Source organism: Proteus sp. STS61-E (genome assembly GCF_040932335.1).
Classification (GTDB): Bacteria; Pseudomonadota; Gammaproteobacteria; order Enterobacterales; family Enterobacteriaceae; genus Proteus; species Proteus mirabilis_B.
In genome coordinates this window covers 1,043,449-1,068,733 of record NZ_JBFQGE010000001.1, presented here as the reverse complement: position 1 = coordinate 1,068,733, position 25,285 = coordinate 1,043,449, and the positions used below count along the sequence as shown (strand labels likewise).

Below are 25,285 nucleotides of genomic sequence, written 5' to 3'. Positions count from 1 at the left end.
GAATAATTAGCGAGGGATTTGTAAACCGCCAATATGACCTTTAGGGCTTAGGACAATTTGCCATAACTGAATATCTCTGGCACGAAATGCACCCGCACAGGCATTAAGATAATAACTAAACATACGTTTAAAGCGTGGCGTGTAATTAGATTCAATATCTGGCCAATAGGCTAAAAAACGCTGATACCATGCCATTAGTGTTTTATCGTAATCAGCCCCAAAGTTATGCCAATCTTCCATTACAAATTTACTGTCCATTGCATGAGCAATTTTTTGAATAGACGGTAAACATCCATTAGGAAAGATATATTTGCTTATCCAGCTATCTACATTTACTTTGTCGCGGTTAGAACCTATGGTGTGCAATAAAAACAGACCATCTTCCTTTAAATTACGACGAACCACATCAAAATAAGTGGCATAATTTTTAGGTCCTACATGCTCAAACATACCCACTGAAACTATGCGATCAAACTTTTCATGTAAATCACGATAGTCTTCTAAAATAATATTAACATCAAGTCCTTGGCATCGGGCTTGTGCAAGTTTTTGCTGTTCAACAGAAATAGTGACTCCCGTTACAGAAACGCCAAAATGTTTGGCTGCATAGCCTGCAAGTCCACCCCAACCGCAGCCGATGTCTAATAAGGTCATCCCCGGTTTTAAATCTAATTTTCGGCAAATTAAATCTAATTTATGTTCTTGAGCTTGAGTTAAATTATCTGCATTTTTCCAGTAACCACAGGAATATTGCATATTAGGATCAAGCATGGCAGTAAATAGATCATTACCAAGGTCGTAATGCTCTTTACCTACCATCCATGCACGTTTTTGTGTTTGCAGATTAAAAAGGCGGGCTGTCGCAATCTTGAAAATATCGCGTAGGTTTTGTGGGAGCTTATTTTCAAGACCAGCACGTAAAACTTTATGAAAGAATATATCTAATCGTTCACAATCCCACCAACCATCCATATAACTTTCGCCGAGACCTAATGAGCCTTGCTGTAATACTCTTTTATAAAAATTTTGATTATGAACCTGAATATCATAAGGTTCTGAGCCATTAACTCGAATATCAGCATGAGCTAACAGTTCTATTGCGATCTTTTTATAAGGATCGTTGGAGGTCTTTCGGCCTTCTTCTACACAAGATGTACTCATATACTCTCCGCGTAAACTAAGCGGGTTTTGAGACATAAAGCTAAGAAAGGATGTGTGCAGATTGACAGTATTAAAATGGTATTGTGTTCAGTCTGAATTGAACGAATAGAATTAATAAGACAACTAATCTGACATAATCAGCGAATAATCTGTTTAATGTCTCAAAATCCGAAAGAAAAATAAATAAAACGCTATTACAGCGTATAGGTAAGTATAGAGATGTAGAATGTTTTTCTCTAGAAAAGAAAAAGGCCATTTTTTATAAAACGGCCTTTTTAAGATGATTCTTAAAAGAAGGGGCTCGATTATTCTGCGGTTTGAACTGTGTGTTTGGTAACAGATTTATTACGCTGAATAAAGTAACCAACTGCCATTGGGATTGCTGTTAACGCCATAATTGCCGTGGTGTTAATCAAAGGTTGTTGGCTGATAAATGCAGAGACAATAAAACTTGCTAAGCTGCAAAGACCTAGTTGAAGCGCATTTTGTAACGCAGCAGCTTTACCACTGATTTCAGGATAAGCGGATAAAGCATTAGATACTGCGATTGGATAAGAAGCACCATTCATTGCAGCCATAATACAGAACGGAATTAAAATAGTTGTTAATGTTGGTTCAGTAAATTTAGCAACAAGGTATAACGCAGTCATACTGACAGCATAACCAATTAATAACAGTGGCAGCAGTGTTTTACCTGTCATTTTTGACAGTAAAATACGACAACCATAACCACCCACCATAAATGCAATAGTTTGTGGAATATAACTTAAACCGATATCCTGAGGAGAGTAGCCCATCTTTTCAAGAATAATTGGTGAGCCAGCTAGCCAAGCAAAGAAACCTGCACTACAAGAAGCGTAAACTAATACGTTACCTGTGTAGAGAGGGGATTTTAGTAAAGTCATAAATGATGCTGAAGATTGGTTTGCATCTGTAACTGATTTTTGTTTAATGTTTTTTAGCATTAATGTCGGTAACATTAGAACTAATGTTACTGCCATTAACAGCATAAAAATCATACGCCAGCCACCGTGATCTAATAGCGATGCGCCGATTAAAGGCGCAAGTGCTGGTGATAATGCAACTAGTGGCATAATTAAAGCAAAAACGTGCTGAGCGCGAGATTCATCAAAACGGTCGATGACAAGAGCTTGCCAAATAACAGCAGCAGAGCAGACGCCGAAAGCTTGTAGGAAGCGCATAGCAAGCAAGCCAGTTGCACTTTCAACCCACAGCATACCAAGGCAGCCTAAAGAGAAAAGGCTTAAACCAATAAGAAGAATAGGTTTACGACCTACTTTGTCAGAAAGCGGTCCCCAAAGTAACTGAGCAACAGCAAAACCAAATAAAAAGATACTTAAGCTATTACTAATAGCACCTTCGCTGATAGAGAGTTCACGCTGCATCATACCAAATGCAGGTAAGTACATATCAATAGCTAAATAACCTAGCATACTCAAACCAGCTAGGTACACCATAAAGCTCATAGGTGTTTTTGATTGTGTGGATGTTTTAGAATTCATTTTATTTTCTATGCTATGTGATGTAGAACATTTTATGTATTGTAACTAAGACCTATTTTACTTGTGAAACGGGAATATTTGGTTAATGCTGTGAAAAATTTTCAAAGGAATAAACTCTATGTGGTCAGAATACTCTTTAGAAGTTGTTGATGCAGTCGCAAGAACAGGAAGTTTTAGCTCGGCTGCTCAAGAATTGCACAGAGTGCCATCCGCCGTTAGTTACACAGTTCGGCAATTAGAGGAATGGCTTGCCGTTCCTTTGTTTGAGCGTCGTCATCGTGATGTAGAATTAACCGACGCAGGTAAAATTTTCATCAAAGAAGCACGATCTGTTATCAAAAAAATGAATGACACTCGACATCTTTGTCAACAAGTTTCTAATGGATGGCGCGGTCAATTTAGTATAGCAGTTGATGGCATTGTTAAACCTGAAAGAACACAACAACTTATTCTCGATTTCTACCGCCATTTTCCGGATATAGAACTGTATGTCTACCCTGAAGTGTTTAATGGCGTATGGGACTCCTTAGTTAATGGTCGTGTTGATTTAGCCATTGGTGCAACAAGGGCCTCGCCAATCGGTGAACGTTATAGCTTTAGAGATATGGGATTTATGCCTTGGCGCTGTGTTTGCCATGTTGATCACCCTTTAGCGAAAGCACAACATCCATTAACGGATGATGAAATGCGGCCTTATCCAAGTTTATGTTTAGAGGATACCTCACGCAGTTTACCAAAGCGTGACACTTGGGCGCTAAATAATCAGCGCAGAATGGTTGTACCGACATGGGATATGGGGCTTGAATGTTTGTTAGCGGGATTATGCGTTGGAATGGTGCCTTGGCACCGTGCTGAACCTTTAATTGAACAAGGTAAGCTGGTGACTTTACAACTGGCACAACCATTGCCAGACAGCCCATGCTGCCTGACGTGGGTCGATAAAAGTGAATCGCCCGCTTTGACATGGTTGTTAGATTATCTTGGAGATAGCCAAACCTTAAATGAGGAATGGCTTCGCTAGAAATCAGATAGCTAAATAAATATGAATTAGCGACGGTAGTCGATAAAAGGACCGTCAGCAACTGAACGGCGCTCAACTAATCGTGGATGAACTTCGATTGTTTGGGCGTCTTCGCGTTTATTGACGATACGATCAAGGAGCATCGATAATGCCATTTGACCTAGACGTTCTTTTGGCTGGTGGACGGTTGTTAGTGCAGGCGTAAAATAACGTGCATTACGAATATTGTCATAGCCAACAATAGAAATATCAAAAGGAACACGCAGACCAAGTTCATCTGCGGCACAAATTGCGCCCATCGCCATAACATCACCTCCACAAAAAACAGCAGTAGGGCGATGTTTTTGGTTTAGCATTTGGTACATAGCTTTATAACCAGATTCTGGCTCGAAGTCGCCTTGTACAATCCATTCGTCTTTGACTGTGATTTTTGCTTCTTCCATGGCTTTTAAGAAACCTTGTAAGCGACCACCACCTGTATTACGTTCTAATGGACCAGGGATAATACCAATATCACGATGACCGCGTTCAATAAGGTAACGACCTGCAATATAACCACCATGGAATGCGTTATCGATAATGGTATCTGTAAAGTCGCCACGTGCCTTACCCCAATCCATGACAACCATTGGAATATTACGATAGCCCTCTAAAAGAGTAAGAAGGTGATCGGGATATTCAGAACACATGACTAATAATCCATCAACACGTTTTTGTGCCAGCATCGCTAAATAGGCTTTTTGTTTATCGAGGTTATTATGTGAATTACATAAAATCAGTGTGTAGCCTTTGCTGTAACAACTATTTTCAACAGCTTCAATCACTTCAGCAAAGTAAGGAGCTTCACTGGACGTGGCTAACAGGCCAATAGATTTGGTGTGATTGACTTTTAAACTACGCGCAACGGCACTAGGCGAATAATTTAATTCTTTTATAGCGGCCCAAACTGCTGCCCGTGTGTTCTCAGCAACAAAACGTGTTTTGTTGATCACATGAGAAACAGTCGTGGTTGATACGCCTGCGCGTTTTGCCACGTCTTTTATTGTTGCCATGGTGTGGAAAACTCCTGACCTTCATTGGTCTCTTTTATCTAATTTTATGGTTTAACTGCCAGTATAGTCATACATAGGGCAAACACTGGCAATAATTTAGCGATTAGCTGTGAATTTTGTATGATCTAGCTCAAAAGTGAAAGTATTAATCAATGTTATAAATTGTGCACTGGTCGCTATTTTAGCAAATTTTGATATGTGATAATAATTAACCATGACAAGGTTATGGTTAAAAATGTGTATTATAATCATTTTGAGGGAGAAATAGATGGATACGGATCTGAAATTTGGTTTGAGTACAGCAGTAGCAGCGCTTGTTATGATCGTTTTATTTTCTACTATGATGTTCTAATCACTGCTTTATAGAATATCCGATCAATTTAAATAATAGATTATCGAATATCTGAATATAACAAAGGGCTCAAGGCCCTTTGTTATTTTGTCACCAAAAATGAATCTCAATCACTCACCTTTGATTATCAAGCTCAATTAAGCAAGGTTAGCTTCAACAAATGACCAGTTAACCAGTGCCCAGAACTCTTCTAAATATTTAACGCGCGCATTACGGTAGTCGATGTAGTAAGCATGTTCCCATACGTCTACTGTTAACAGTGGTTTGTCTGCACCTGAAACTGGAGTTGCAGCATTAGAGGTGTTAACAATTGCAACTGAACCGTCAGCTTTTTTCACTAACCAAGTCCAACCTGAACCGAAGTTTTTAGCTGCTGCATCATTAAATTGCTTTTTGAACTCTTCAAAAGAGCCAAATGCTTTGTTGATAGCATCAGCAATTTTACCTGTTGGTGCGCCACCTGCATTTGGTGCTAAGCAGTTCCAGTAGAAAGTGTGGTTCCATACTTGAGCAGCATTATTAAAGATACCGCCATCAGTAGATTTGATGATTTCTTCTAAAGATTTGCTTTCTAAATCAGTGCCTTTAACCAGATTATTTAAATTGGTTACATAGGTTTGGTGGTGTTTGCCGTAGTGATATTCTAAAGTTTCTTTAGAGATGTGTGGCTCAAGAGCATCTAACGCATAAGGTAATTTTGGTAATTCGAAAGACATTGCGTACTCCTTTAAACTATCTATTTCGGGTTTTGTGCCTGAAATCATTCAATCAAAATCATTTGAATTGATAGAATGAGGCAAATGAATCACTAAGTTGTTACTATTTTGCTAATTATTTTAACAAAAATCCGCTGAAATAACAGCTAAATATCTTTTATCTATAGTTATAAGCCATATAGATTAATTATACTCATAAGAGTATATCCCTCTTGCCTGTACGTAAAGTAGCAAAAGCGCATTTATAATGAGAGAAGCAAAAAAGGAGAGAGTAAATTTTATTCTATTAATATGATTTAATAGCGTCACCTAATTTGGATGGATTGGGGTAAGAGACTACAATTGATACATCGTAACAAATTTATTCTCAAAGGAATGCACAAATATGAAAAAAATATTTATAGCTATTAGCATGATAATATTTTTATCTGGGTTTGGATTTAAAAGTAATGAACCTTTGAGATTAGATTTTGGAAGATCAATTGATGATATTCCTTTTATAAAAAATGGCGTGTGTGAAACAAAAGAAGATATTATCACTTGTTTTTTTAATAATGAGCCTCCGTTTGAGAAAGACTCTGATAGAAATGCATTAAAATTTTATAAGGGTAAGTTAATCGGCGTAAATCTATCCTATTTTGGTGGCAATGACATCGACTCTGTTTGTGATATTTTAGCTCAGAAAATGAAAAATATTTATCCTTTAGTTAAGGATAAAAAAGCATTGTTAGCTTCGGTAAATAACTGCAAGGAATTAGAGATAATCGAATATGAGTCATTAAGTGAGAATAAAACATTTGTATTTTCTGAAATAGAGAATATTGAGGCTAAAGAAGGGAACATAGAAATAATGTATTCACATAAGCCTTATTATTTATATATTTATCGTAGTAGCGATATTTTAGATTGAATTTACGCAAATAGAGTGTAGGAGTTAAAATGAGTTATAATATTGCACTATTTGATTTTCCTATTCCGAATGATTTTGAAAAAGCGTGTGAATACTTTGAAAAATATGAAGATGAAGATATTCAGGAATTAAGCCCATCAATGTTGCATTTTTATCAAGAAATTTCTCATCTATATCCGTGCCTTTGCGAATTACCCGATGATGAAATAGATGATAGTGTGTGGTGTGATGGGCCTTTAATTAATAACTTTATGACCAAAATCCCAGTTATTGGTTTTGTTTACTCTAAAGTAGATGAATCTCTTCCTGTTGTTATTGAATTAGCAAATAAAATGGGAATTTCAGTCCTTGATTGGCAGCAAGGAACGGTATTTAATGCTAAACAATAAAAATAGTATTTGAGATGGTATAAGGGTTAACTTAAATTTGTCGACAATAGTTTAAGTTTTTTCAATGGAGTGATAAAAGCATGCACGGAAGTATTATTTTCAAGTATTTTTCTATGAAACGATTAGTCCAGAGTCTATTTCTACTTATTTTTTGTAGTGTGCTAAATGGCTGTGGCATGTTCTATGGCATTGCATGTAGTACCAGTATTTTATTGACACCGTCAGAATCGCAAGAAAAAATCTATATGCCGGAAGCTATTGTTAATCAAAATTATGATCAACAGGTTGAAATTGGCGTATTTTCTGGTTTAGCACCATATTATATTGTGGAAAACCCAGAATGGGTTACTGTGACATTAATGGTGAAAAATAAAGATGGGGAGTGGCTTTCTCTTATTACACATGAAGATTGGCAAAAGCATGTCATACGCCAAGAAGAGCGTCCTATCATTTTTGCTCGTTTACAGAGAACAGCACCTAAAAGTGGCAATGTACGGATAAAAATAAAAGCCACAGTAGGGCGTACTATGTGTGGTACAACGGACCCTGTTTTCGCTTTACAAGTTAAAGTGAGAAAAGAATAAAGTTATCCGTGATACTTAAATATATTTATTTTAATTAGGTGAAGATTACCTAATAAGACTCGTCCATTTTATCTTATCTATAAATACTCTAACTTACTAAAATCTAATACTATATATAAATATTAGATTTTAGTATTGTTTGTATAGAATAATTTAACGGAATATGATTTTCAGATCACTTGCTTACCCTGTAATAAGCGTATACATCATTTTCACTACGACTAAGAATAGGAATAATGCAAATATTTGGCGAACTCTAGGGATCGGTAGGCGATAAGCAACTTTTACACCGACAGGTGCGAAGAGTACGCTAGTAATGCTTATTCCAATAAAGGCAGGTAAATAGATAAAGCCGAAGTAATAGTCATCAATATTCGTTTGATTCCAACCATAGATAATCCCCATGATTGTGCCTATGGAAGCAATGATGACACCAATCATTGAAGAGGTTGCAATACATTTACGTGTATTAAATCCCCAATGGCTTAAAAGAGGAATAGTGATAGTACCGCCAGCAATACCGATAAAGCTGGATATAAAACCAATTAAAGAGCCGCCACTTGTTAACGCTGTTTTTGAAACAATAGGATCTTTCACATTTTCAATGCGTTCTGCTTCTTTCTTTTTAGTTAATAATCCATAGATGGTATATACCATGAAAATACAGAACACGATTTGCAATATCGTATTTGACATTTTTTGTACCAGAAATGTCCCCACAAGCATGCCAATGATGGTACCAATAGATAATAAAGGAAATTGCTGCCATAAAATGGCTTTATGTTTGTTATGGGAATACGCTGAAGATGCTGTGGAAAATATAATGACAGAGAATGAGGTAGATAAGGCAATTTTCATCACCATATCTGTTGGAATAGCTTGTTGACTGACTACATACATCACCACCGGAACAATGATTGCACCGCCTCCTATGCCAAGTAGACCAGCAAAAAAGCCAGTGATACATCCTACTAAAAGAAACAGCAAAATCATGTCCATAGTTAATTCTCATCAGGGTTTATAACAAACTCATTTATATACATTATATCCTTTTAAGAAGGTAGCGTTTTATCTTAATGTATAGATTATGAAATTTAATGTGTTGATTTTGATATGAAAATTGTTATTTCTTTTCTTGCTACTTTTTTAATATGAAGGAATATATAGCTAAATATAATTCAAATAAAGAAATAAATTAAATATTTAATCTTGGATTTTATAATAAATTATATTTTTAAACTATAAGCTAAAAATAATTATATTAATTTTATAGGGATAATAAATCGGAATATGACTAGCTTATTTTTATTTATTTATGGAAGCCTAGGGTGGCAAGATTTTTCTTATTTAAAATAAGATAACGAAAAGTTATAGTACTATTTTTTCATGTTCTATACTTTTAGATCAAAATATTAAGCTATTTAGAAAGAGTCATACATTTATCCATAATGTTGGCGAGGGCGTTGTTTTATTTAATTAAAATAGATTCTTATCTTATTGGATTTATATTTTATCTATCTTTTTTTGACTTTATAAAGGAATTTGTATGAAGAAGACGGTGTTATTACTATCTATAATCACATTATTATCAGGGTGTAAAATAAACGAGGCAATTCGTTCTGTTAATAGTGCTGTAAACCAAATAGTTCCATCGATGGAATCTCCAGTCACTGAAGCGACTTATGCAGGAATATGTAAGGACTTTAGTGATAATGAGATTGCTGCAAAGAAAAAATGGAGAGGGAAGTGGGTTATTTTAGAGGGAAGAGTGACCACTATCGCAAGTTTAGAAGAAGTAGTCAGATACGACCTCTATAAACCAACACCACCGAAAGTTGTTGCTATTTCATTTAATAATAAAGCCAGTGCTTCATATACTTTAAAACCAAGTGAAGAAGATAATGTTCTTAAAATTAAGAAAGGACAAACTGCAAAAATAAAAGGTGAGATAAGCGATATTACTGATGCATTGGGTTGTTTGATCCTTTTAGAAAACGGAACCATACAGTAATAAGTTACTTAAATTGAACCAATCAATTCGAGCATTGACGATTTTCTTAATTGAAATGCTCTCAGCCTCTTAATTGAGGCTTTTTATTTTTCTTAACGTTTTAGTCAGTGATTGTTTCGGTAGTAAGAGATAAAATAATAAGATAAAACATACTCATAAACATCTGTAACGTATTGATTTATTTTTTATGTTTTATTGTATATTTTCTCATCAATAATACTGTGGTTTAGTACCAACCTATTGTTTTATATCGATAACTAAACTTATATAGAGGTTTCTAATATAAAGTGGTATTCTTCTTTCATGTTTTCCCCTATAAAGCATATCGAATATAAAAGGCTGTAAGGACTTACAAATGACGACTATTGAAAAAATTGAACGCCAGATCAATGAAAACCCAATTATTTTATACATGAAAGGTTCTCCAAAATTACCAAGTTGTGGTTTTTCTGCTCAGGCAGTTCAAGCTATCTCTGCTTGTGGTGAGCGTTTTGCGTATGTTGATATCCTGCAAAACCCAGATATTCGTGCAGAATTACCAAAATATGCACACTGGCCAACTTTCCCACAATTATGGGTAGATGGTGAATTAGTCGGTGGATGTGACATCATTTTAGAAATGTATCAGCGCGGTGAGTTACAGAAGTTATTAAAAGAGACTGCTGATAAGTATCGTGGTGAAGAAGAAGCACAGTAATTAAATTTTATCGTTTCGGTATTGAAACGTATAAAAATAGTGAGATCTTCAATAAAAAAGCCAGTTCAATCATTGAACTGGCTTTTTTCTGTTATTCATAAATGTGCCTGAGACACCATGACTTTAAGGTGTAGGTAATGGCCATCCACCAAGCTTTTTCCAGCGGTTAACTAATTCACAAAAAAGTAATGATGTACGATTTGTATCGTATAACGCGCCATGCGCTAATTTGCTATCAAAGGGAATGCCAGCAGTGATACAGGCTTTAGCCAAAATTGTCTGCCCTAATACTAATCCACTTAAAGCCGCTGTATCAAAGGTGGCAAAAGGGTGAAAAGGGTTACGTTTTAATCCGGCACGCTCAGCCGCAGCCATTACAAAGCTGTGATCAAAATTTGCATTATGCGCCACAATAATGGCGCGATTACAGTCTGCATCTTTCATTCCTTTACGTACCATTTTAAAAATGGCATGAAAGGCTTCATATTCACTGACTGCACCACGTAAAGGATTGGTTGGATCAATACCTGTAAATTCTAAGGCTGCCGGCTCTAGATTAGCCCCTTCAAAGGGTTCGACATGAAAATGTAATGTGTTGTCCGGTTTTAGCCAACCTTGTTCATCCATTTTTAATGTAATAGCGGCGATTTCAAGTAAACCGTCTGTTTTCGCATTAAATCCACCTGTTTCAACATCAATGACAACAGGGTAGTAACCCCGAAAACGGTTACAAAGCTTATTGGGATTATTTATATCAGGCATTAAGTTGTACTTATCCGACAAAAATAGAATATCGGAAATTGATAATCAGTAAGGCCAGAAAGATAAACATGTTATCTTTCTGGTTTTAATAAAAATTAGTTACCTAGAGCGTGACTTGCACTTTTGTTTTCGATGAGCTCGATTTTGTATCCATCAGGATCTTCAACAAAAGCAATAATTGTTGAGCCACCTTTTACTGGACCAGCATCACGGGTAACATTACCGCCAGCTTGACGAATGGCTTCACAGGTTGCAGCAACATCATCAACACCTAATGCTACATGCCCAAAAGCAGTTCCCATTTCGTAGCTATTTACACCCCAGTTATAGGTTAACTCAATAACCGCACCTGTGCTTTCATCACCATAACCAACAAAAGCTAACGAGTATTTATATTCCTCATTCTCGCTAGTGCGTAGAAGTTGCATACCTAAAACCTTGGTATAAAAGTCGATAGAACGTTGTAAATCGCCCACTCGGATCATGGTATGAAGTACTCGCATATAAACCTCTTGTGTTTTTTTAATGATTAAACCCTACAGATAAACTGATGGCGGAGTACTATAACGCGTTAAAGCCCTAAAGTTCAATTTTACTACGCCTTTAACAGTTCAATAAATCATGTTGTGCAGATAATATCTCTATTAACTATACTCTATTGTAACAAACAATAGGGAGGGAAAATCAAATGCAAGAACAATTAGAATTTTTTGATATTCCTAGTCCTTGTATTGGACGTTGCGAAATGAATGCGCAAGGATATTGCGTGGGGTGCTATCGCAGCCGTCAAGAGCGGTTTAATTGGTCAACAATGAATCAACATGAGAAAAGGAATATATTACGACTTTGTCAGCAACGTTATTTAAGATCATTAAAAAAAATGGGTTCCGCAATTGAAAAAGAGAATGATCAACTCAATTTATTTTAAATATTCCACTTATTTTTTAATATTAAAATAATAATTAACTATCTTTTTAATTCATTATTGTTATTTATTGTAGTTATGTGGTTTATTATTTTTTCTTTATTAATATAAAGTTATAACTTTAAAGTATTATTCTGGTTATTTGTTTTTTAACTGATTGATAATATTGCTATTTTTTTGTTTTTTAGTGTTGGGTTTAAAATAATAATAATTATTATGTAAAAAAATATAGATTAGTTTTTATAACAAGGTTATTCTTTATGGACTTTCGTTGCTAGAAAGAAATGGTTTAATTATATCTGGAAAATAATTACTTATCTAATAAATAGGATTATAACTATATTAGTTATTAAAGGTAATGTTTTAATTAAAAAGAATAGGTAAATATTGTATTAAAAATGAATATCTAAACTTTGTAATAAGTTGACTGAAAATGCTAATTAAGGAGAGATAAGTGGAATCAACATTAGGAGCTGATTTAGCGCGTTTAGTTCGATTATGGCGTGCTTTAATTGATCATCGTCTCAAACCATTAAAATTAACCCAAACCCATTGGGTTACTTTGTATAATATCAGCCAATTACCTCCAGAGCAGTCACAAATCCAATTGGCAAAAGCAATAGGAATCGAGCAACCGTCTTTAGTGAGAACCTTAGATCAACTGGAAGAAAAAAAACTGATTTGTCGGCATACATGTGCAAATGATCGCAGAGCAAAACGTATAAAATTAACAAAAGAATCTGAGCCTTTTATTAATGAGGTTTATACCGTTATAGAAAAAACGAGACGAGAAATATTAGGTGGTATCCAACTAGAAGAAATCGAAAGGTTAATAGGTACAATCAAAAAATTAGAAAAAAATATAAATAGGCTAAATGACTAATAATTTCAAATTTAATATATATTCTATTTAAATGATATAAATTATATGGTGATAACTATACTCTAAATAATTCAGTACTCAGCTAGATAACAAGTGAATGAGTCACTGGAAAATATAAAACATATAACTGGTGTGAGTAAGCTATGTCAACAACACTGAAACTTGAAATATGACGCGTATATAAAGTAATCATTATATAGTTTGAATTGTAATAGCTAGATTATATATTTGCTCTCTCTTAAAGTTACTTATTATTGAGCCATAAAATAAAACAGGCAACTTTAGTGTTGCCTGTTTTTTGTTGCTAATTGCTAATTATTAGCGAGGAGAAACAGTTAAGTTATTTCCGTTACCGATAACGGCAACACGTTGACCTTGACTATAAACAGTATTATCTGCTTTTTGAACGATAGCGACAGTTCTACCACTATCTAAACGAACTTCAATTTGAACACCCTTAGTGGTGTTTAATGCGCCTTGTGCTTGTTGTCCTGCCATACCACCAGCAATTGCACCAGCAGCTGTTGCAAGGTTACGGCCTGTACCACCACCTACTGTGTTACCTAACATACCGCCGAGAACGGCACCACCAATCGCACCTAAAATATTCTCATCGCTACCTGCTTGAATATTCACTGCGCGCACAGAAACCACTGTACCATAAGTAATATTTTGAGCTTGTTTTGCTTGGCTTGCGGTGTAAGTGTCACCGGATAGTGAATTTGTATTCACACAACCAGTAAGTACAGTCATTGTAAAAAGACCAATAAGTAAATGCTTAAACATAGTTACTCCTAAAGAAAACCTGAGGTGAATTGCCCAGATTATACCAATGTTATCTAGTATCAGTTATAGCTCGTTTTTTGCATATGTCGACACTGATTTTAATAATATATAGCTTACTATATAGTAAAGGCCGATAGTAAAAACAGAAGAGATTTCTGAAAAAAGAGAATATAACATTATATGTTAAAAATTTGCATCATCTTGATTATAAGGAAAAGAACATGATAGCAGGGCGGTACATTGGCGTGATGTCTGGCACAAGCTTAGATGGTGTTGATGTTGTATTAGCTGCAATCAATAATAAGTTCGTTGCACAACAAGAAAATCACTTTCTGCCTTATCCACAAAATCTACGCCAACGAATTTTAGCTATTTGCCAAGGGCAATCTACTACCTTGCATGAAATCGGCCTATTAGATGCGCAATTGGGTGAACTTTATGCACAAGCAATTATAGAGTTACTCGCAAAAGTAAAACTTAGTGCGAGTGATATTACGGCGATAGGGTGTCATGGACAAACCGTTTGGCATGAGCCAGAAAGTGATATGCCATTTACTATGCAAATTGGTGACAATAACCGTGTTGCTGCCTTAACAGGAATTACGACGGTTGGTGATTTTCGTCGCAGAGATATTGCTTACGGCGGACAAGGTGCACCTTTAGTACCTGCTTTTCATCTTGCTGTATTAGGGCATTCTGTTGAAAAACGTATTATTTTAAATATTGGGGGTATCGCCAATATTTCATTGTTATTACCTGGTGTTGCAGTTAAAGGCTACGATACAGGCCCTGGAAATATGCTATTAGATAGTTGGAATTGGGTCCATAACCAAACACCTTATGATGATAATGGTAAATGGGCTGCTACTGGCACTGTAAATCCAACTCTATTGAAAGATATGCTTTCGGATACTTATTTTTCACGTTCAGCACCTAAAAGTACAGGGCGAGAATATTTCAATACACAATGGTTAAATTACCATTTAGCAAGAGTACCTAATGTTTTTCCTGAAGATGTACAAGCAACTCTAGTTGAATTAACCGCGATAAGTATTGTGCAACAGATCCAACTAAACGGTGGATGTGAACGTTTACTCGTTTGTGGTGGTGGGGCACGAAATGGGCAAATTATGCATCGTTTAGCTTCACTATTACCGGGCACAGAAGTCACGACAACGGATAAATATGGTTTAAGTGGCGATGATATGGAAGCGTTGGCATTTGCTTGGTTAGCTGCGCGTACTATTGCAAATGAATCAGGGAATTTGCCTTCTGTAACAGGGGCATCAAGAGAAACCGTTTTAGGGGCGATTTACCCTACAAATCCTCGTTAAGCGTGATATGCTGAACGCAGTTTCTCAAAAGAGAGAGTGAAAAATGACAGAACTTGATTTTATTGATGTTGCTGATTTGCGCCGTGAATATATGAACGGTGGACTACGACGTCATGAATTAACTGAACAGCCATTAGTTTTGTTTGAAAAGTGGCTAAAACAGGCTTGTGAAGCGCGTTTGAGTGATCCTACTGCAATGTGTGTCGCAACAGTTGATGAAAATGGGCAACCTTACCAACGTATCGTGTTATTAAAACACTTCGATGAACATGGTTTAGTCTTTTACACCAACTTGGGCAGTCGCAAGGCGAGTCATTTAGAGCACAATCAACGAGTCAGTTTATTATTTCCTTGGTATCCCTTAGAAAGACAAGTTTGCTTTTTAGGGAAAGCAGAAAAACTTTCTCCTATTGAAGTGATTAAATATTTCCATAGCCGCCCTAAAGATAGTCAAATTGCGGCTTGGGCTTCTCAACAGTCTTCTCGCATTTCCGCAAGAGGCGTGTTAGAAAGTAAGTTTTTGGAATTAAAACAGAAATTCCAAAATGGAGAAGTGCCATTACCGAGTTTCTGGGGTGGATATCGTGTGACATTTGATTCTGTTGAATTTTGGCAAGGACGAGAAAATCGTCTGCACGATCGCTTTATCTACCAAAAATCACCACAAGGATGGGACATTGAGCGATTAGCACCTTAATAGTGTGTTAATAAATTTGCCTCAAAAAGTCTTTTTCTACTGGTACTTAATGTAGTGGCGCTTTATGCTATACCACTTATGTTTCACTTATATTTTAAATAGACAAAAAACAATAAACCGATGGAGTCATTGATGTCTAGCAAGAACCTAATCACACAATTGCAGGAGCGTGGGCTAATCGCTCAGGTCACGGATGAGGCAGCTTTAGTAGAGCGTTTGGAGCAAGGTCCTATCGCTCTCTATTGTGGCTTCGATCCTACCGCTGATAGCCTGCACTTGGGGCATTTGGTTCCTTTGCTGTGTTTAAAACGATTCCAACTAGCCGGGCATAAGCCTGTGGCGTTGGTGGGTGGTGCAACGGGTCTAATTGGTGATCCTAGTTTTAAAGCCACCGAGCGCAAACTGAATACCCAAGATACTGTTCACGAATGGGTAGAAAAAATTCGTAAACAAGTGTCACCTTTCTTAGATTTCAACAGTGGTGAAAACAGTGCGGAATTAGCAAACAACTATGACTGGTTTGGTCAAATGGATGTGCTGACATTCCTGCGTGATATCGGTAAACACTTCTCTGTGAACCAAATGATCAACAAAGAAGCGGTTAAACAACGTTTAAACCGTGATGATGTGGGGATCTCTTTTACTGAATTCGCCTATAACCTATTACAAGCTTATGACTTTGCGTCATTAAATACACATTTAGGTGTTGAATTACAAATCGGTGGCTCTGATCAGTGGGGTAATATCACTTCAGGTATCGATTTAACCCGTCGTTTCAATCAGAAACAAGTATTTGGTATGACCGTACCATTAATTACTAAATCTGATGGAACTAAATTCGGTAAGACAGAAGGCGGTGCGGTTTGGTTAGATCCTAAGAAAACCAGCCCATACAAATTCTACCAGTTCTGGATCAATACGGCAGATGCTGACGTTTATCGCTTCTTGAAATTCTTCACATTTATGAGCATTGAAGAAATTAATGCACTTGAAGAAGAAGATAAAAACAGCGGTCAAGCGCCTCGTGCTCAACGTGTATTAGCAGAACTCGTTACGGGTTTAGTTCATGGTGAAGAGGGTTTAATCGCCGCTAAACGTATTACAGAAAGCTTATTCTCTGGTGCAATTGCAGACTTAACACAAGCTGACCTTGAACAATTAGCACAAGACGGTATGCCAACAATTGAGTTAGAAAAAGGCAGTGATTTGCAACAAGCACTGGTTAACGCAGAATTAGTTCCTTCTCGTGGTCAGGCTCGTACAATGATTGGCTCTAACGCAGTTTCAATTAATGGCGAAAAACAAGATAATCCTGAATACGTCTTTGAAGAAAAAGATTTCTTATTTGGTCATTACTCCATTTTACGTCGCGGTAAAAAACATTACTGCCTCGTTATCTGGAAATAATTGACAGTAAAGGGCAGCCGGTGAGTTGCCCTTTTTCTTAATAACAATAAATAAACGTATATACCTCGCCTATGATGATAAAGCTTGGGTGTTGTGTGTATTCACAATAATCGGTTTATGTCATGAAAAATATACTCTCTATTCAGTCACATGTTGTTTTCGGTCATGCAGGTAACAGTGCCTCTGAGTTTCCAATGCGTCGTATGGGGGTGAATGTTTGGCCTCTAAATACAGTGCAATTTTCAAACCACACGCAATATCCAGAAAAATGGACAGGCTGTGTGATGTCAGCAGAGCATATTACTGAGATTGTTGATGGTATTGCCGCAATCGGTAAACTCTCACAATGTGATGCAGTACTAAGTGGTTATTTAGGATCGGCTGAACAAGGTTTGCGTATTGTTGATATCGTTAAAAAAGTAAAACAAGCAAATCCTAATGCATGGTATTTTTGTGATCCTGTAATGGGACATCCTGAAAAAGGGTGTATTGTTCCTCCTGCTGTTTCAGGTGTGCTATGTGAAGAAGCATTACCTATCAGTGATATCATTGCGCCTAATTTATTAGAACTTGAAACATTAAGTGGTGGCAAAGCTCTTCATAATGTTGATGAGTGTGTAAATGCTGCCCGTGAATTGTGTAAACAAGGTCCTAAGGTTGTATTAGTAAAACACTTGTCACGTGCTGGATATCGTCATGACCGCTTTGAAATGCTGTTAGTAACCGCAGAACATAGCTGGCATGTTAGTCGTCCATTAGTCGATTTTGGTGAGCGTCAGCCTGTGGGTGTCGGTGATTTAACAAGTGGTTTAATGCTGGTGGATTTACTCAAAGGTGTTGAATTACAAACCGCATTAGAACACGTCGCTGCGGCAGTTTATGAAGTGATGCTAAAAACGAAAGAGATGAATGAGTACGAATTGCAACTCGTTGCTGCTCAAGATCAAATGGTGCATCCAACGCATAGATTCTGTGCAACACAGATAGATTAATTGCAATAAAACACATTTAATTCAAATAAGAACGGAGACTTAATAGTTTCCGTTTTTTAGTATGTTTTCTATATTTTTGAAATCAATAGCATAATCATTAAGCACAATGCCTTTAAACGTTACCAACTTATTAAAGAATTCTTGTGCATGCTGTGCCATTGTTTTTATTAGCAGATCTTTTTTAATAAAAGCTTTTTGGGGTTCGTTAGCAGTGATAGTAATAAGCACATTGTCATTGATAGGCTGAAATTTTATTTCAATAGGTTGGTCAGGAAAATTTGTTTTAAATTCTTGGTTTTCATTTATTTTAACTAAACCTTCAACTAGATAGCTCCATAATTGGTCAACACAGTCCCACATGCCTATATCGATTATTTTGATATTATAAATAGATAATTCTATGGCACCTTCAATATAGAAAGTATTTTTTAATAAACTATTATAATTATCGATATTAATAAAATTATCTTCTATTTTTAAATAAGTTGAAATTTGGATCATGTTATATCCTATTATTCTAGTAACGTAATTTCCCTGAGTACTTTTAAGTATAGATATGAAAGGGCATTACTTTAGATAACCACATTTATTGCCTGTGTGTTTAAAAAAGAATAGCCCAAGTAAATTGATTTTACTTGAGCTATTTAAATTTAAAAGGATCAAAGATTACTCTTTAATTAATCCTTCAGTGACCAGTGCGCTATGCACATTAGGACGTTGTGCAATACGTTTTAAGTAATCTTGTAGATGTGTTAAATCAGTTAAATCTAAACCAACATGCGGTGCCCTTTGGCTTAATGTAAATAAATAGGCATCAATAACCGTAAAATGCTCACCACATGCACATTTTTGTTTGCTCAATACATCATTAATATAAGCAAATTTACTTTTTAATTTAGTTTTAACGACAGGTACATAGCTTTCAGGTGTATCTGGTGAAAATAGTGGGCCATAGCCTTTATGCACTTCACTCGCGAGAAAGTTTAACCACTCAATTTGATGGTAACGTTCTAGTGATTTTGGTGGTGCAATTAAATTTCTATCCGGTTTTAAGTCTGCAAGGTATTGAACAATTGCAACACCTTCAGTCAAAATATCACCATTATCTAATTGAAGGACAGGGACTTGGCCTTTTGGATTGATGGTTAGAAAATCTTTCCCCGATTCTGTTTTTTTAGCGCGCAAATCGATGCGCTCTATTGAAAAATCTAAACCTGTTTCACGTAAAACGATATGAGGGGAAAGCGAGCAACTACCTGGCGTGTAGTACAATTTCATGTTGAATAGCTCCCTATCAATAAGGTGGTGAATTAACTTACAGATATCAGAATATCTTCACTAATATAAGATGATAAAAGGTTCTAAGAAATTAGCAAACTCAAATGATGCGAATAAAAAAGGCTTTTGTAAATCTGTGAACAAGGCTGTTAATTGATGAAAATATACGAAATAAATACTCCTTATATTTATAACATATAAGGAGCATTTAATTATAACTCTTCAAATGAAGGTAAGAATGAAATATCAAGGTAATAAATTTTGGGGTTCTTTTTATCAACGTAGACTGTAACCAGCTCTCTATTAATATAAGGTGTGGGATCAAAGAAGATATAACTGCTCTTATAACGAATTAATCGATTGTTTAGTGTATCGTGATAATCAGCGATAATTTGATAGGGAGATCGATGATTAAAACTGATATTACTGTTAATAATAATTTCAGATATCTTTACATTAATAGGCATTCCATCACGTTTTAATCGTTGATCCCTTGTGGCTCTTCTTTTGATAAAATACAAAGGGATAAGCCCAGTTGATGCAAATACTAATCCAAAAATACTTAATATAGTACCCGCGCCATATAAGCCCAAAAAGTTGTTAATAGTTGCTCTTTGTGGATCATTTGGAAGATAAATAACATTAATCTTTTCACCAAGATAAAAGCGGGACTGACTACCACCTTCTGGTGAACGAAACGTTATTTCTCTATTATCTTCAGTATTAAACTGAATAATAGGGTGATAAAAATAGTCACCATCAGAAGATTTACTCACACTTTGGTCAATAACAACGCCTGTTGTTTCTATTCCATTCCTTACTACATTTATTTCAGATTTAATAACAAATAAAGCTACAATAAAAATAATCGCACCAATAAGAGCAAAAATATAAAACAGAAATTTAAATTTCTTCATACATTAAATCCTTTTATTAATATGTGATTATTTTATCGAGAATATAAAGAAAAGATTATAGGAATAAACTAAAAAACAAAAGTGAAATTTATCTAAAGCGTAGCATTATTAAAAATGATAGGGAGAAGGGAGATATTAGATAAAAACTCGATATTTAATGAAGTTAAGAGTAAAAAAAAGTAGAAATAACATAAAAAAACCAGCCTTAACAATGAGGCTGGTTTCTATTATTTATAGAATTGAATTATTTCAGTTCTAATTCATTCATTGCAGCGATGCTGAAACCACCATCTACGTGAACGATTTCACCTGTAATACCACCAGATAAGTCAGAACATAAGAATGCTGCTGTATTACCTACATCTTCGGTTGTTACAGTGCGACGCAGAGGAGTGACTGACTCGCAATGGCTTAACATTTTACGGAAATCTTTGATACCAGATGCCGCTAATGTACGGATTGGCCCAGCAGAGATACCGTTAACACGAATACCTTCAGGACCCATAGCATTTGCCATATAACGAACGTTAGCTTCTAAAGAAGCTTTAGCCAGACCCATAACGTTATAGTTAGGGATTGCACGTTCAGCACCTAAATAAGTTAGAGTTAACAGCGCTGAATTTGGATTTAGCATTGCACGGCTTGCTTTCGCCATAGCAACAAAGCTGTATGCACTGATGTCGTGAGCAATTTTAAAGCCTTCACGAGTTACTGCATTAACGTAGTCGCCATCTAATTGGTCAGCAGGAGCAAAACCGATAGAGTGAACAAAACCATCATATTTTGGCCAAACTTTTGCAAGTTCTGCATACATAGTATCGATGCTTTCGTCTTTTGACACATCACACTCTAATACGATATTTGAGTCTAATGATGCTGCAAATTCTTCAACGCGTGGTTTCAGTTTTTCATTTTGGTAAGTAAATGCAAGTTCTGCACCTTGGTCACGCATAGCTTTGGCAATACCATAAGCAATTGATAATTTACTAGCAACACCAGTAATAAGAATGCGTTTGCCGGTCATAAAGCCCATAGCTGTATCCTTGTTTTTTCGTAAATCGCGATAATAACATCATTCACAGTTTTATTTATCTGTTAGGTTATCACGCTTATTGTTAATAAACGTGGCTGATTCTACCACGACATTTGTAAATTTGTTTAATTTCCCTAGCACCTCCGAGGAGTTAAGGGAAAAGGGTGAAATAATGTGCAATCAACATTATGCCTATATTGTTTACACTTAAGTTAAATCTTGACGCCAAGCTTCTGCTGTTAAGGCTTCACCAAAGTGACTTGCGACTAATCTTCGAGTGACTTCATGTAATGGCGATGCAAGAACTTCTGCTGTATTGCCACGTTCAACGACTTCACCATTATCCATCACAATAATTTTATCGCTAATATGTTTTGTCATGCCTAAGTTTTGTGTCACATAAATATAGGCAATATCATGAGTCTCTTGCAGTTCTAACATCAAGTTTATAATTTGAGAGCGTAAAGACATATCCAGTGAAGCTATTGCCTCATCGGCAATAATAACTTGAGGTTGTAATATCAATGCTCGTGCAAGCGCAATTCGTTGGCGCTGACCTGATGCAAACATATGAGGATAATAGTTAGCATGTTCAGGTAAGAGGCCGACTTGGCGTAATGTTTGATAAATTCGTTTCTCACGCTCAATCGCACTTAAGTCTGTATTTAGGCGTAAAGGGATCTCTAATGTTTGACCGATACGTTGGCGCGGATTTAATGAGTTAGTGGGATCTTGAAATATCATTCTAATTCGCTGACTACGATAAGGGTAATCACCAAAAGTGAGTTGATGTCCATTAATAAAAATATCACCACCCGTAGGCTCAGTCACACCTGACAACATTCTCGCGAGTGTAGATTTTCCTGAACCATTAGCGCCAATAATGGCTAAAGTTTGTTTGGGTTCTAGCGTAAAACTGACAGGTTTTACGGCTTCCAACTGTTGACGCCGAAATAATCCAGTACGATAGCGAAATGTTTTTGATAGGTTTTTCACCTCAAGTAGTTTATCGAACATCAGTTGGCTCCACATTTAATGGAAAATGACAAGCCACGGCATGGTTTTTAAATAAACGTAACCGAGGTGCTTCAATACATTGTCGCTGTGCATAAGGGCAACGAGGCCCTAAACGGCAACCCACGGGTAAATGCTCAAGTGAGGGAATTGCACCGGGTAATGTATTTAAACGACTCTTATGTGCCAATGAGTTAGTAAAGTCAGGAATAGAACGGATCAACGCTTGAGTATAAGGATGATAAGGTGTGACTAACAACTCGTCAGGGGATGCTGTTTCGACAGTTTGCCCACAATACATAACCGTAATTTTATTCGCCAATTTGCTCATCCATTGCAAATCATGGCTAATCAACAAGATGGTCATATTGTTATTTTGATTGAGTCGAGTCAGTAAACGAAAGATTTGGGTTTGTGTTGCCGGCTCCATTGCATTAGTGGGTTCATCCGCAATCAGCAATCGGGGTTGATTTGCAATAGCAATGGCAATCATCACTTTTTGGCATTCACCTTCCGTTAATTCATAAGGGTAACTGCGCATAATGTCTTTATGATCTTTAATACCCACACGGTGCAATAGTTCAATTGCGCGGCGTTTTCGCCAATGAAAGCGTTGCCACCAATGCCCTTTAAAAGTCCAACCGGGAATTGCCTGTATAAGTTGTTGCTCAATTTTTGTGGCAGGATCAAGACAAGATTGTGGCTCTTGGAAAATCATTGAGACATTATGACCAATGACACGACGTCGCGCTCTTGGTGATAATTTAAGTAAGTCGATATCATCAAAACGGAAGCGGTCGGCTGTTACGCTGATATTATCTTTCGTAACGCCACAAATCGCTTTTGCAATTAGACTTTTACCTGATCCTGATTCGCCAACAAGGCCTCTCACTTCACCTTCATTTAAGGTAATCGAAACACGATCTACCGCTTTTACTGGGCCATCGGGTGTCATAAATTCAATGGTTAAATTGCGTATATCTAATAAAGGCATTATTCAACTCCCTCATTTATTGCACGCTGTAAACCATCACCTAAAAGGTTCACCAGTAAAACGCTTATCATAATCGTGGCGCCCGGAATTAAAACTGTCCAAGGAGCTACATAAATTAACTCTAATGAATCACCTAACATCGCTCCCCATTCGGGTGAAGGAAGTTGAGCACCTAAATTGAGAAAACCTAATGCTGTAATATCAAGAATAGCAATTGAGAATGCGCGTGTTAATTCAGAAACCAATACAGGCGTGATATTAGGCAGTACGGTGTACCATAAAATGGAAATGTTTGATGCACCATCAAGTCGAGAAGCAATAACATACTCTTTGTTTAATTCATCATTAACAGCAGAGTAAATCATTCTGACTAAACGAGGTAACAGCGCCAACCAAATCGCTATCATGGCATGACCAAGACTTGTTCCTACAAAAGCCACAACAATAATAGCAAGCAGTAGGGATGGAATTGATAACAAAGTGTCTAATATATGATTAAGAACGGCGGATTTTAAGCCGTGGGTCATGCCTGCAAAACAGCCGATAATTAACCCCATCAGTGTTGCTGCAAAAGTGACAATAAATGCACCACCAAAGGTCATGCTTGTACCAATTAAAATTCGGCTAAATACATCGCGTCCTAAATCATCTGTGCCAAAGAAATAGGAGACATTGCCGTTTTGATACCAAGACGGTGGCGTTAGTTGATGACCAAAAAACTGTTGGTCGAGCGCATAAGGCGCAATATAAGGGCCTATAATACTGAGCGCTAAGAGAAAAAGAACGCCATAAAACCCTACCATTGAGATAACGTCTTTAGAAAAACATTGCCAAATCACCGCTGCAGGTGTGGGTGTTTTTTTCTCTTTATAAAATTGGCTATCTAAAGGCATATCCCACCTTGTGTTTCATTGGGTTGCTCATTGCGCCCACAATATCGGATAAGACGTTGACGATAATGACCATTGAACCCACCAACATTACGCCAGCTGAAATAGCAGAGTAATCCTGTTGGCGGATAGCTGTGACTAACCAACGACCTAGTCCTGGCCAGTTAAATACAATTTCTGTCACCATAGTGAGTGTAAGCATGGTGGAAAACTGTAAGCCTAATTTAGGGATGATAGGGGGTAAAGCATTATGAAGAATATGACGACGAATAATTGTAAAACGTGAGAGACCTCGAGTTGCGGCTGCCTTCACGTAGTTCTCTGACATAATTTCTTCCGTACTGTTTCGCATTAATCGAATAACTTCAGTGGTTGGTGCAATAGCCAGAGTTATTACGGGTAAAATTAGATGTTGTAATACGTTAATGATCATTTGTTGGCGATAAGGTGAATCAGATAACCATGCATCCACTAATGCAATACCAGTAATAGGTTGCAAGTTATAAAGCAAATCAATACGACCTGAAACAGGCAGCCAACCTAATTTTAATGAGAAGAAAAGAGTTAACAGCAATGCAAGTCCAAATACAGGGACAGAAAAACCTAAGAGTGCGAAGTTACTGATAATAATATCAGCGGATTTATTACGCCAAACCCCCGCAATAATACCAGCAGGAATACCTACAATAAGGGCAAAAAGAAAGGCTAATGTACAAAGCTCCATGGTCGCTGGAAGTGCTTCCACTAATTGTGCTTTGATGGGCTCACCATTGATAGAGGAAATACCAAAATCAAAGTGGATCATATTATGGGCATAAAAAAAGTAGGCGTCAGTGAGTGATGCACCACTTAACGGGGCATTGGGCGTGTAATAGCTTAGGCTAAAGCTCACTAGCGACAAAAAGAACAGTGTCACAAGTAATAAAAGTAATCGACGTATTGAATAAATAATCATGG

29 protein-coding genes are annotated in these 25,285 nt (G+C 36.6%); 13 read left to right on the top strand and 16 right to left on the bottom strand.

All coding sequences use genetic code 11. The features are described 5' to 3' along the window. Nucleotides 1-6 precede the first annotated feature (6 nt). Both cfa and punC read right to left on the bottom strand, forming a co-directional pair. On the bottom strand, nt 7-1,161 hold the full coding sequence (gene cfa, locus AB4J89_RS05045; RefSeq protein WP_088495754.1) for a cyclopropane fatty acyl phospholipid synthase: 1,155 nt from the start codon (nt 1,159-1,161) through the stop codon (nt 7-9). A 305-nt stretch (nt 1,162-1,466) separates the two neighbouring features. Then, nucleotides 1,467-2,684: a purine nucleoside transporter PunC gene (gene punC, locus AB4J89_RS05040; RefSeq protein WP_088495753.1), complete on the bottom strand. Its 1,218-nt coding sequence runs from the start codon at nt 2,682-2,684 to the stop codon at nt 1,467-1,469. 118 nt (nt 2,685-2,802) lie between these two features. Here punC and punR point away from each other — a divergent pair, with 118 nt between their 5' ends. Then, complete coding sequence (gene punR / locus AB4J89_RS05035; RefSeq protein ID WP_088495752.1) at nt 2,803-3,705, top strand: DNA-binding transcriptional activator PunR; 903 nt, start codon at nt 2,803-2,805, stop codon at nt 3,703-3,705. Between the two features lie 26 nt (nt 3,706-3,731). On the opposite strand, the gene purR is transcribed toward punR, so the two are convergent. After that, nucleotides 3,732-4,757: an HTH-type transcriptional repressor PurR gene (gene purR, locus AB4J89_RS05030; protein ID WP_023582340.1), complete on the bottom strand. Its 1,026-nt coding sequence runs from the start codon at nt 4,755-4,757 to the stop codon at nt 3,732-3,734. 268 nt (nt 4,758-5,025) lie between these two features. On the opposite strand from purR, the gene AB4J89_RS05025 reads away from it, so the two are divergent. After that, nucleotides 5,026-5,109 (top strand): YnhF family membrane protein, encoded by an 84-nt coding sequence (locus tag AB4J89_RS05025; protein ID WP_102949514.1) that lies wholly within the window; start codon nt 5,026-5,028, stop codon nt 5,107-5,109. Nucleotides 5,110-5,246: 137 nt separating this feature from the next. Here the strand turns inward: AB4J89_RS05025 and sodB are convergent, their stop codons facing one another. Then, on the bottom strand, nt 5,247-5,825 hold the full coding sequence (gene sodB / locus AB4J89_RS05020) for a superoxide dismutase [Fe] (protein ID WP_072062546.1): 579 nt from the start codon (nt 5,823-5,825) through the stop codon (nt 5,247-5,249). A gap of 385 nt (nt 5,826-6,210) precedes the next feature. Here sodB and AB4J89_RS05015 point away from each other — a divergent pair, with 385 nt between their 5' ends. The 3 genes from AB4J89_RS05015 to AB4J89_RS05005 all read left to right on the top strand — a co-directional run bounded on the left by AB4J89_RS05015 (nt 6,211) and on the right by AB4J89_RS05005 (nt 7,708). Beyond that, nucleotides 6,211-6,735, top strand: a complete 525-nt coding sequence (locus AB4J89_RS05015) for a hypothetical protein (protein ID WP_088495750.1) — start codon at nt 6,211-6,213, stop codon at nt 6,733-6,735. Nucleotides 6,736-6,764: 29 nt separating this feature from the next. Continuing rightward, nucleotides 6,765-7,124 carry a hypothetical protein gene (locus AB4J89_RS05010; RefSeq protein ID WP_368468333.1) on the top strand — a complete coding sequence of 120 codons (360 nt, stop codon included), beginning with the start codon at nt 6,765-6,767 and terminating at the stop codon, nt 7,122-7,124. Nucleotides 7,125-7,237: 113 nt separating this feature from the next. Continuing rightward, on the top strand, nt 7,238-7,708 hold the full coding sequence (locus AB4J89_RS05005; protein ID WP_368468331.1) for a hypothetical protein: 471 nt from the start codon (nt 7,238-7,240) through the stop codon (nt 7,706-7,708). A 183-nt stretch (nt 7,709-7,891) separates the two neighbouring features. On the opposite strand, the gene AB4J89_RS05000 is transcribed toward AB4J89_RS05005, so the two are convergent. After that, on the bottom strand, nt 7,892-8,707 hold the full coding sequence (locus tag AB4J89_RS05000) for a sulfite exporter TauE/SafE family protein (protein WP_311754739.1): 816 nt from the start codon (nt 8,705-8,707) through the stop codon (nt 7,892-7,894). A gap of 547 nt (nt 8,708-9,254) precedes the next feature. On the opposite strand from AB4J89_RS05000, the gene AB4J89_RS04995 reads away from it, so the two are divergent. Both AB4J89_RS04995 and AB4J89_RS04990 read left to right on the top strand, forming a co-directional pair. Then, the gene (locus AB4J89_RS04995) at nt 9,255-9,719 is read left to right on the top strand and encodes a hypothetical protein (RefSeq protein ID WP_088495746.1); all 465 of its coding nucleotides are present in this window, start codon (nt 9,255-9,257) and stop codon (nt 9,717-9,719) included. A gap of 355 nt (nt 9,720-10,074) precedes the next feature. Next, on the top strand, nt 10,075-10,416 hold the full coding sequence (locus AB4J89_RS04990; RefSeq protein WP_006537039.1) for a Grx4 family monothiol glutaredoxin: 342 nt from the start codon (nt 10,075-10,077) through the stop codon (nt 10,414-10,416). Between the two features lie 123 nt (nt 10,417-10,539). Here AB4J89_RS04990 and rnt read toward each other — a convergent pair whose 3' ends face one another. Then, nucleotides 10,540-11,178, bottom strand: a complete 639-nt coding sequence (gene rnt, locus AB4J89_RS04985; protein ID WP_075673239.1) for a ribonuclease T — start codon at nt 11,176-11,178, stop codon at nt 10,540-10,542. Between the two features lie 95 nt (nt 11,179-11,273). Then, complete coding sequence (gloA, locus tag AB4J89_RS04980) at nt 11,274-11,681, bottom strand: lactoylglutathione lyase (protein ID WP_036937247.1); 408 nt, start codon at nt 11,679-11,681, stop codon at nt 11,274-11,276. A 185-nt stretch (nt 11,682-11,866) separates the two neighbouring features. Here gloA and AB4J89_RS04975 point away from each other — a divergent pair, with 185 nt between their 5' ends. Next, nucleotides 11,867-12,106: a DUF1289 domain-containing protein gene (locus AB4J89_RS04975; RefSeq protein ID WP_102949513.1), complete on the top strand. Its 240-nt coding sequence runs from the start codon at nt 11,867-11,869 to the stop codon at nt 12,104-12,106. A gap of 451 nt (nt 12,107-12,557) precedes the next feature. Next, nucleotides 12,558-12,986: a transcriptional regulator SlyA gene (slyA, locus tag AB4J89_RS04970; RefSeq protein WP_075674400.1), complete on the top strand. Its 429-nt coding sequence runs from the start codon at nt 12,558-12,560 to the stop codon at nt 12,984-12,986. Between the two features lie 318 nt (nt 12,987-13,304). Here slyA and AB4J89_RS04965 read toward each other — a convergent pair whose 3' ends face one another. Further along, nucleotides 13,305-13,772, bottom strand: a complete 468-nt coding sequence (locus AB4J89_RS04965; RefSeq protein ID WP_075672187.1) for a glycine zipper 2TM domain-containing protein — start codon at nt 13,770-13,772, stop codon at nt 13,305-13,307. Between the two features lie 221 nt (nt 13,773-13,993). On the opposite strand from AB4J89_RS04965, the gene anmK reads away from it, so the two are divergent. The 4 genes from anmK (at nt 13,994) to pdxY (ending at nt 18,202) form a co-directional block, all read left to right on the top strand. Then, on the top strand, nt 13,994-15,106 hold the full coding sequence (anmK, locus tag AB4J89_RS04960) for an anhydro-N-acetylmuramic acid kinase (RefSeq protein WP_088495744.1): 1,113 nt from the start codon (nt 13,994-13,996) through the stop codon (nt 15,104-15,106). A 43-nt stretch (nt 15,107-15,149) separates the two neighbouring features. Continuing rightward, nucleotides 15,150-15,803, top strand: coding sequence for a pyridoxamine 5'-phosphate oxidase (pdxH, locus tag AB4J89_RS04955; RefSeq protein WP_069369294.1), 654 nt, complete (start codon nt 15,150-15,152; stop codon nt 15,801-15,803). A 132-nt stretch (nt 15,804-15,935) separates the two neighbouring features. Next, a complete protein-coding gene (tyrS, locus tag AB4J89_RS04950; RefSeq protein WP_036913193.1) occupies nt 15,936-17,210 on the top strand; it encodes a tyrosine--tRNA ligase in 1,275 nt (424 codons plus the stop codon). Nucleotides 17,211-17,332: 122 nt separating this feature from the next. After that, nucleotides 17,333-18,202 (top strand): pyridoxal kinase PdxY, encoded by an 870-nt coding sequence (gene pdxY, locus AB4J89_RS04945; RefSeq protein ID WP_088495743.1) that lies wholly within the window; start codon nt 17,333-17,335, stop codon nt 18,200-18,202. 39 nt (nt 18,203-18,241) lie between these two features. On the opposite strand, the gene AB4J89_RS04940 is transcribed toward pdxY, so the two are convergent. From AB4J89_RS04940 to sapB, 8 genes are all read right to left on the bottom strand, one after another. After that, nucleotides 18,242-18,703, bottom strand: coding sequence for a hypothetical protein (locus AB4J89_RS04940; RefSeq protein WP_368468325.1), 462 nt, complete (start codon nt 18,701-18,703; stop codon nt 18,242-18,244). A gap of 165 nt (nt 18,704-18,868) precedes the next feature. Further along, nucleotides 18,869-19,480, bottom strand: coding sequence for a glutathione transferase GstA (gene gstA / locus AB4J89_RS04935; protein ID WP_368468323.1), 612 nt, complete (start codon nt 19,478-19,480; stop codon nt 18,869-18,871). 212 nt (nt 19,481-19,692) lie between these two features. Further along, complete coding sequence (locus AB4J89_RS04930; protein WP_311754742.1) at nt 19,693-20,397, bottom strand: DUF3592 domain-containing protein; 705 nt, start codon at nt 20,395-20,397, stop codon at nt 19,693-19,695. A gap of 244 nt (nt 20,398-20,641) precedes the next feature. Further along, entirely contained in the window at nt 20,642-21,430 is a 789-nt protein-coding gene (fabI, locus tag AB4J89_RS04925; RefSeq protein WP_088495739.1) for an enoyl-ACP reductase FabI, read from the bottom strand. A gap of 207 nt (nt 21,431-21,637) precedes the next feature. Next, the gene (gene sapF / locus AB4J89_RS04920) at nt 21,638-22,447 is read right to left on the bottom strand and encodes a putrescine export ABC transporter ATP-binding protein SapF (RefSeq protein ID WP_023582326.1); all 810 of its coding nucleotides are present in this window, start codon (nt 22,445-22,447) and stop codon (nt 21,638-21,640) included. Further along, the gene (sapD, locus tag AB4J89_RS04915) at nt 22,437-23,438 is read right to left on the bottom strand and encodes a putrescine export ABC transporter ATP-binding protein SapD (RefSeq protein WP_088495738.1); all 1,002 of its coding nucleotides are present in this window, start codon (nt 23,436-23,438) and stop codon (nt 22,437-22,439) included. Before sapD ends, sapF begins: the two co-directional genes overlap by 11 nt. After that, the gene (gene sapC / locus AB4J89_RS04910; RefSeq protein ID WP_088495737.1) at nt 23,438-24,331 is read right to left on the bottom strand and encodes a putrescine export ABC transporter permease SapC; all 894 of its coding nucleotides are present in this window, start codon (nt 24,329-24,331) and stop codon (nt 23,438-23,440) included. Before sapC ends, sapD begins: the two co-directional genes overlap by 1 nt. After that, a complete protein-coding gene (gene sapB, locus AB4J89_RS04905) occupies nt 24,318-25,283 on the bottom strand; it encodes a putrescine export ABC transporter permease SapB (RefSeq protein WP_088496042.1) in 966 nt (321 codons plus the stop codon). The genes sapC and sapB overlap by 14 nt, the downstream gene beginning before the upstream one ends. Nucleotides 25,284-25,285 lie beyond the last annotated feature (2 nt).

What these genes read in the sequence shown, in the direction of transcription:
- cfa (WP_088495754.1), bottom strand. Translation starts at nt 1,161, where the DNA reads ATGAGTACATCTTGTGTAGAAGAAGGCCGAAAGACCTCCAACGATCCT.
- punC (WP_088495753.1), bottom strand. Translation starts at nt 2,684, where the DNA reads ATGAATTCTAAAACATCCACACAATCAAAAACACCTATGAGCTTTATG.
- punR (WP_088495752.1), top strand. Translation starts at nt 2,803, where the DNA reads ATGTGGTCAGAATACTCTTTAGAAGTTGTTGATGCAGTCGCAAGAACA.
- purR (WP_023582340.1), bottom strand. Translation starts at nt 4,757, where the DNA reads ATGGCAACAATAAAAGACGTGGCAAAACGCGCAGGCGTATCAACCACG.
- AB4J89_RS05025 (WP_102949514.1), top strand. Translation starts at nt 5,026, where the DNA reads ATGGATACGGATCTGAAATTTGGTTTGAGTACAGCAGTAGCAGCGCTT.
- sodB (WP_072062546.1), bottom strand. Translation starts at nt 5,825, where the DNA reads ATGTCTTTCGAATTACCAAAATTACCTTATGCGTTAGATGCTCTTGAG.
- AB4J89_RS05015 (WP_088495750.1), top strand. Translation starts at nt 6,211, where the DNA reads ATGAAAAAAATATTTATAGCTATTAGCATGATAATATTTTTATCTGGG.
- AB4J89_RS05010 (WP_368468333.1), top strand. Translation starts at nt 6,765, where the DNA reads ATGAGTTATAATATTGCACTATTTGATTTTCCTATTCCGAATGATTTT.
- AB4J89_RS05005 (WP_368468331.1), top strand. Translation starts at nt 7,238, where the DNA reads ATGAAACGATTAGTCCAGAGTCTATTTCTACTTATTTTTTGTAGTGTG.
- AB4J89_RS05000 (WP_311754739.1), bottom strand. Translation starts at nt 8,707, where the DNA reads ATGGACATGATTTTGCTGTTTCTTTTAGTAGGATGTATCACTGGCTTT.
- AB4J89_RS04995 (WP_088495746.1), top strand. Translation starts at nt 9,255, where the DNA reads ATGAAGAAGACGGTGTTATTACTATCTATAATCACATTATTATCAGGG.
- AB4J89_RS04990 (WP_006537039.1), top strand. Translation starts at nt 10,075, where the DNA reads ATGACGACTATTGAAAAAATTGAACGCCAGATCAATGAAAACCCAATT.
- rnt (WP_075673239.1), bottom strand. Translation starts at nt 11,178, where the DNA reads ATGCCTGATATAAATAATCCCAATAAGCTTTGTAACCGTTTTCGGGGT.
- gloA (WP_036937247.1), bottom strand. Translation starts at nt 11,681, where the DNA reads ATGCGAGTACTTCATACCATGATCCGAGTGGGCGATTTACAACGTTCT.
- AB4J89_RS04975 (WP_102949513.1), top strand. Translation starts at nt 11,867, where the DNA reads ATGCAAGAACAATTAGAATTTTTTGATATTCCTAGTCCTTGTATTGGA.
- AB4J89_RS04965 (WP_075672187.1), bottom strand. Translation starts at nt 13,772, where the DNA reads ATGTTTAAGCATTTACTTATTGGTCTTTTTACAATGACTGTACTTACT.
- anmK (WP_088495744.1), top strand. Translation starts at nt 13,994, where the DNA reads ATGATAGCAGGGCGGTACATTGGCGTGATGTCTGGCACAAGCTTAGAT.
- pdxH (WP_069369294.1), top strand. Translation starts at nt 15,150, where the DNA reads ATGACAGAACTTGATTTTATTGATGTTGCTGATTTGCGCCGTGAATAT.
- tyrS (WP_036913193.1), top strand. Translation starts at nt 15,936, where the DNA reads ATGTCTAGCAAGAACCTAATCACACAATTGCAGGAGCGTGGGCTAATC.
- pdxY (WP_088495743.1), top strand. Translation starts at nt 17,333, where the DNA reads ATGAAAAATATACTCTCTATTCAGTCACATGTTGTTTTCGGTCATGCA.
- AB4J89_RS04940 (WP_368468325.1), bottom strand. Translation starts at nt 18,703, where the DNA reads ATGATCCAAATTTCAACTTATTTAAAAATAGAAGATAATTTTATTAAT.
- gstA (WP_368468323.1), bottom strand. Translation starts at nt 19,480, where the DNA reads ATGAAATTGTACTACACGCCAGGTAGTTGCTCGCTTTCCCCTCATATC.
- AB4J89_RS04930 (WP_311754742.1), bottom strand. Translation starts at nt 20,397, where the DNA reads ATGAAGAAATTTAAATTTCTGTTTTATATTTTTGCTCTTATTGGTGCG.
- fabI (WP_088495739.1), bottom strand. Translation starts at nt 21,430, where the DNA reads ATGGGCTTTATGACCGGCAAACGCATTCTTATTACTGGTGTTGCTAGT.
- sapF (WP_023582326.1), bottom strand. Translation starts at nt 22,447, where the DNA reads ATGTTCGATAAACTACTTGAGGTGAAAAACCTATCAAAAACATTTCGC.
- sapD (WP_088495738.1), bottom strand. Translation starts at nt 23,438, where the DNA reads ATGCCTTTATTAGATATACGCAATTTAACCATTGAATTTATGACACCC.
- sapC (WP_088495737.1), bottom strand. Translation starts at nt 24,331, where the DNA reads ATGCCTTTAGATAGCCAATTTTATAAAGAGAAAAAAACACCCACACCT.
- sapB (WP_088496042.1), bottom strand. Translation starts at nt 25,283, where the DNA reads ATGATTATTTATTCAATACGTCGATTACTTTTATTACTTGTGACACTG.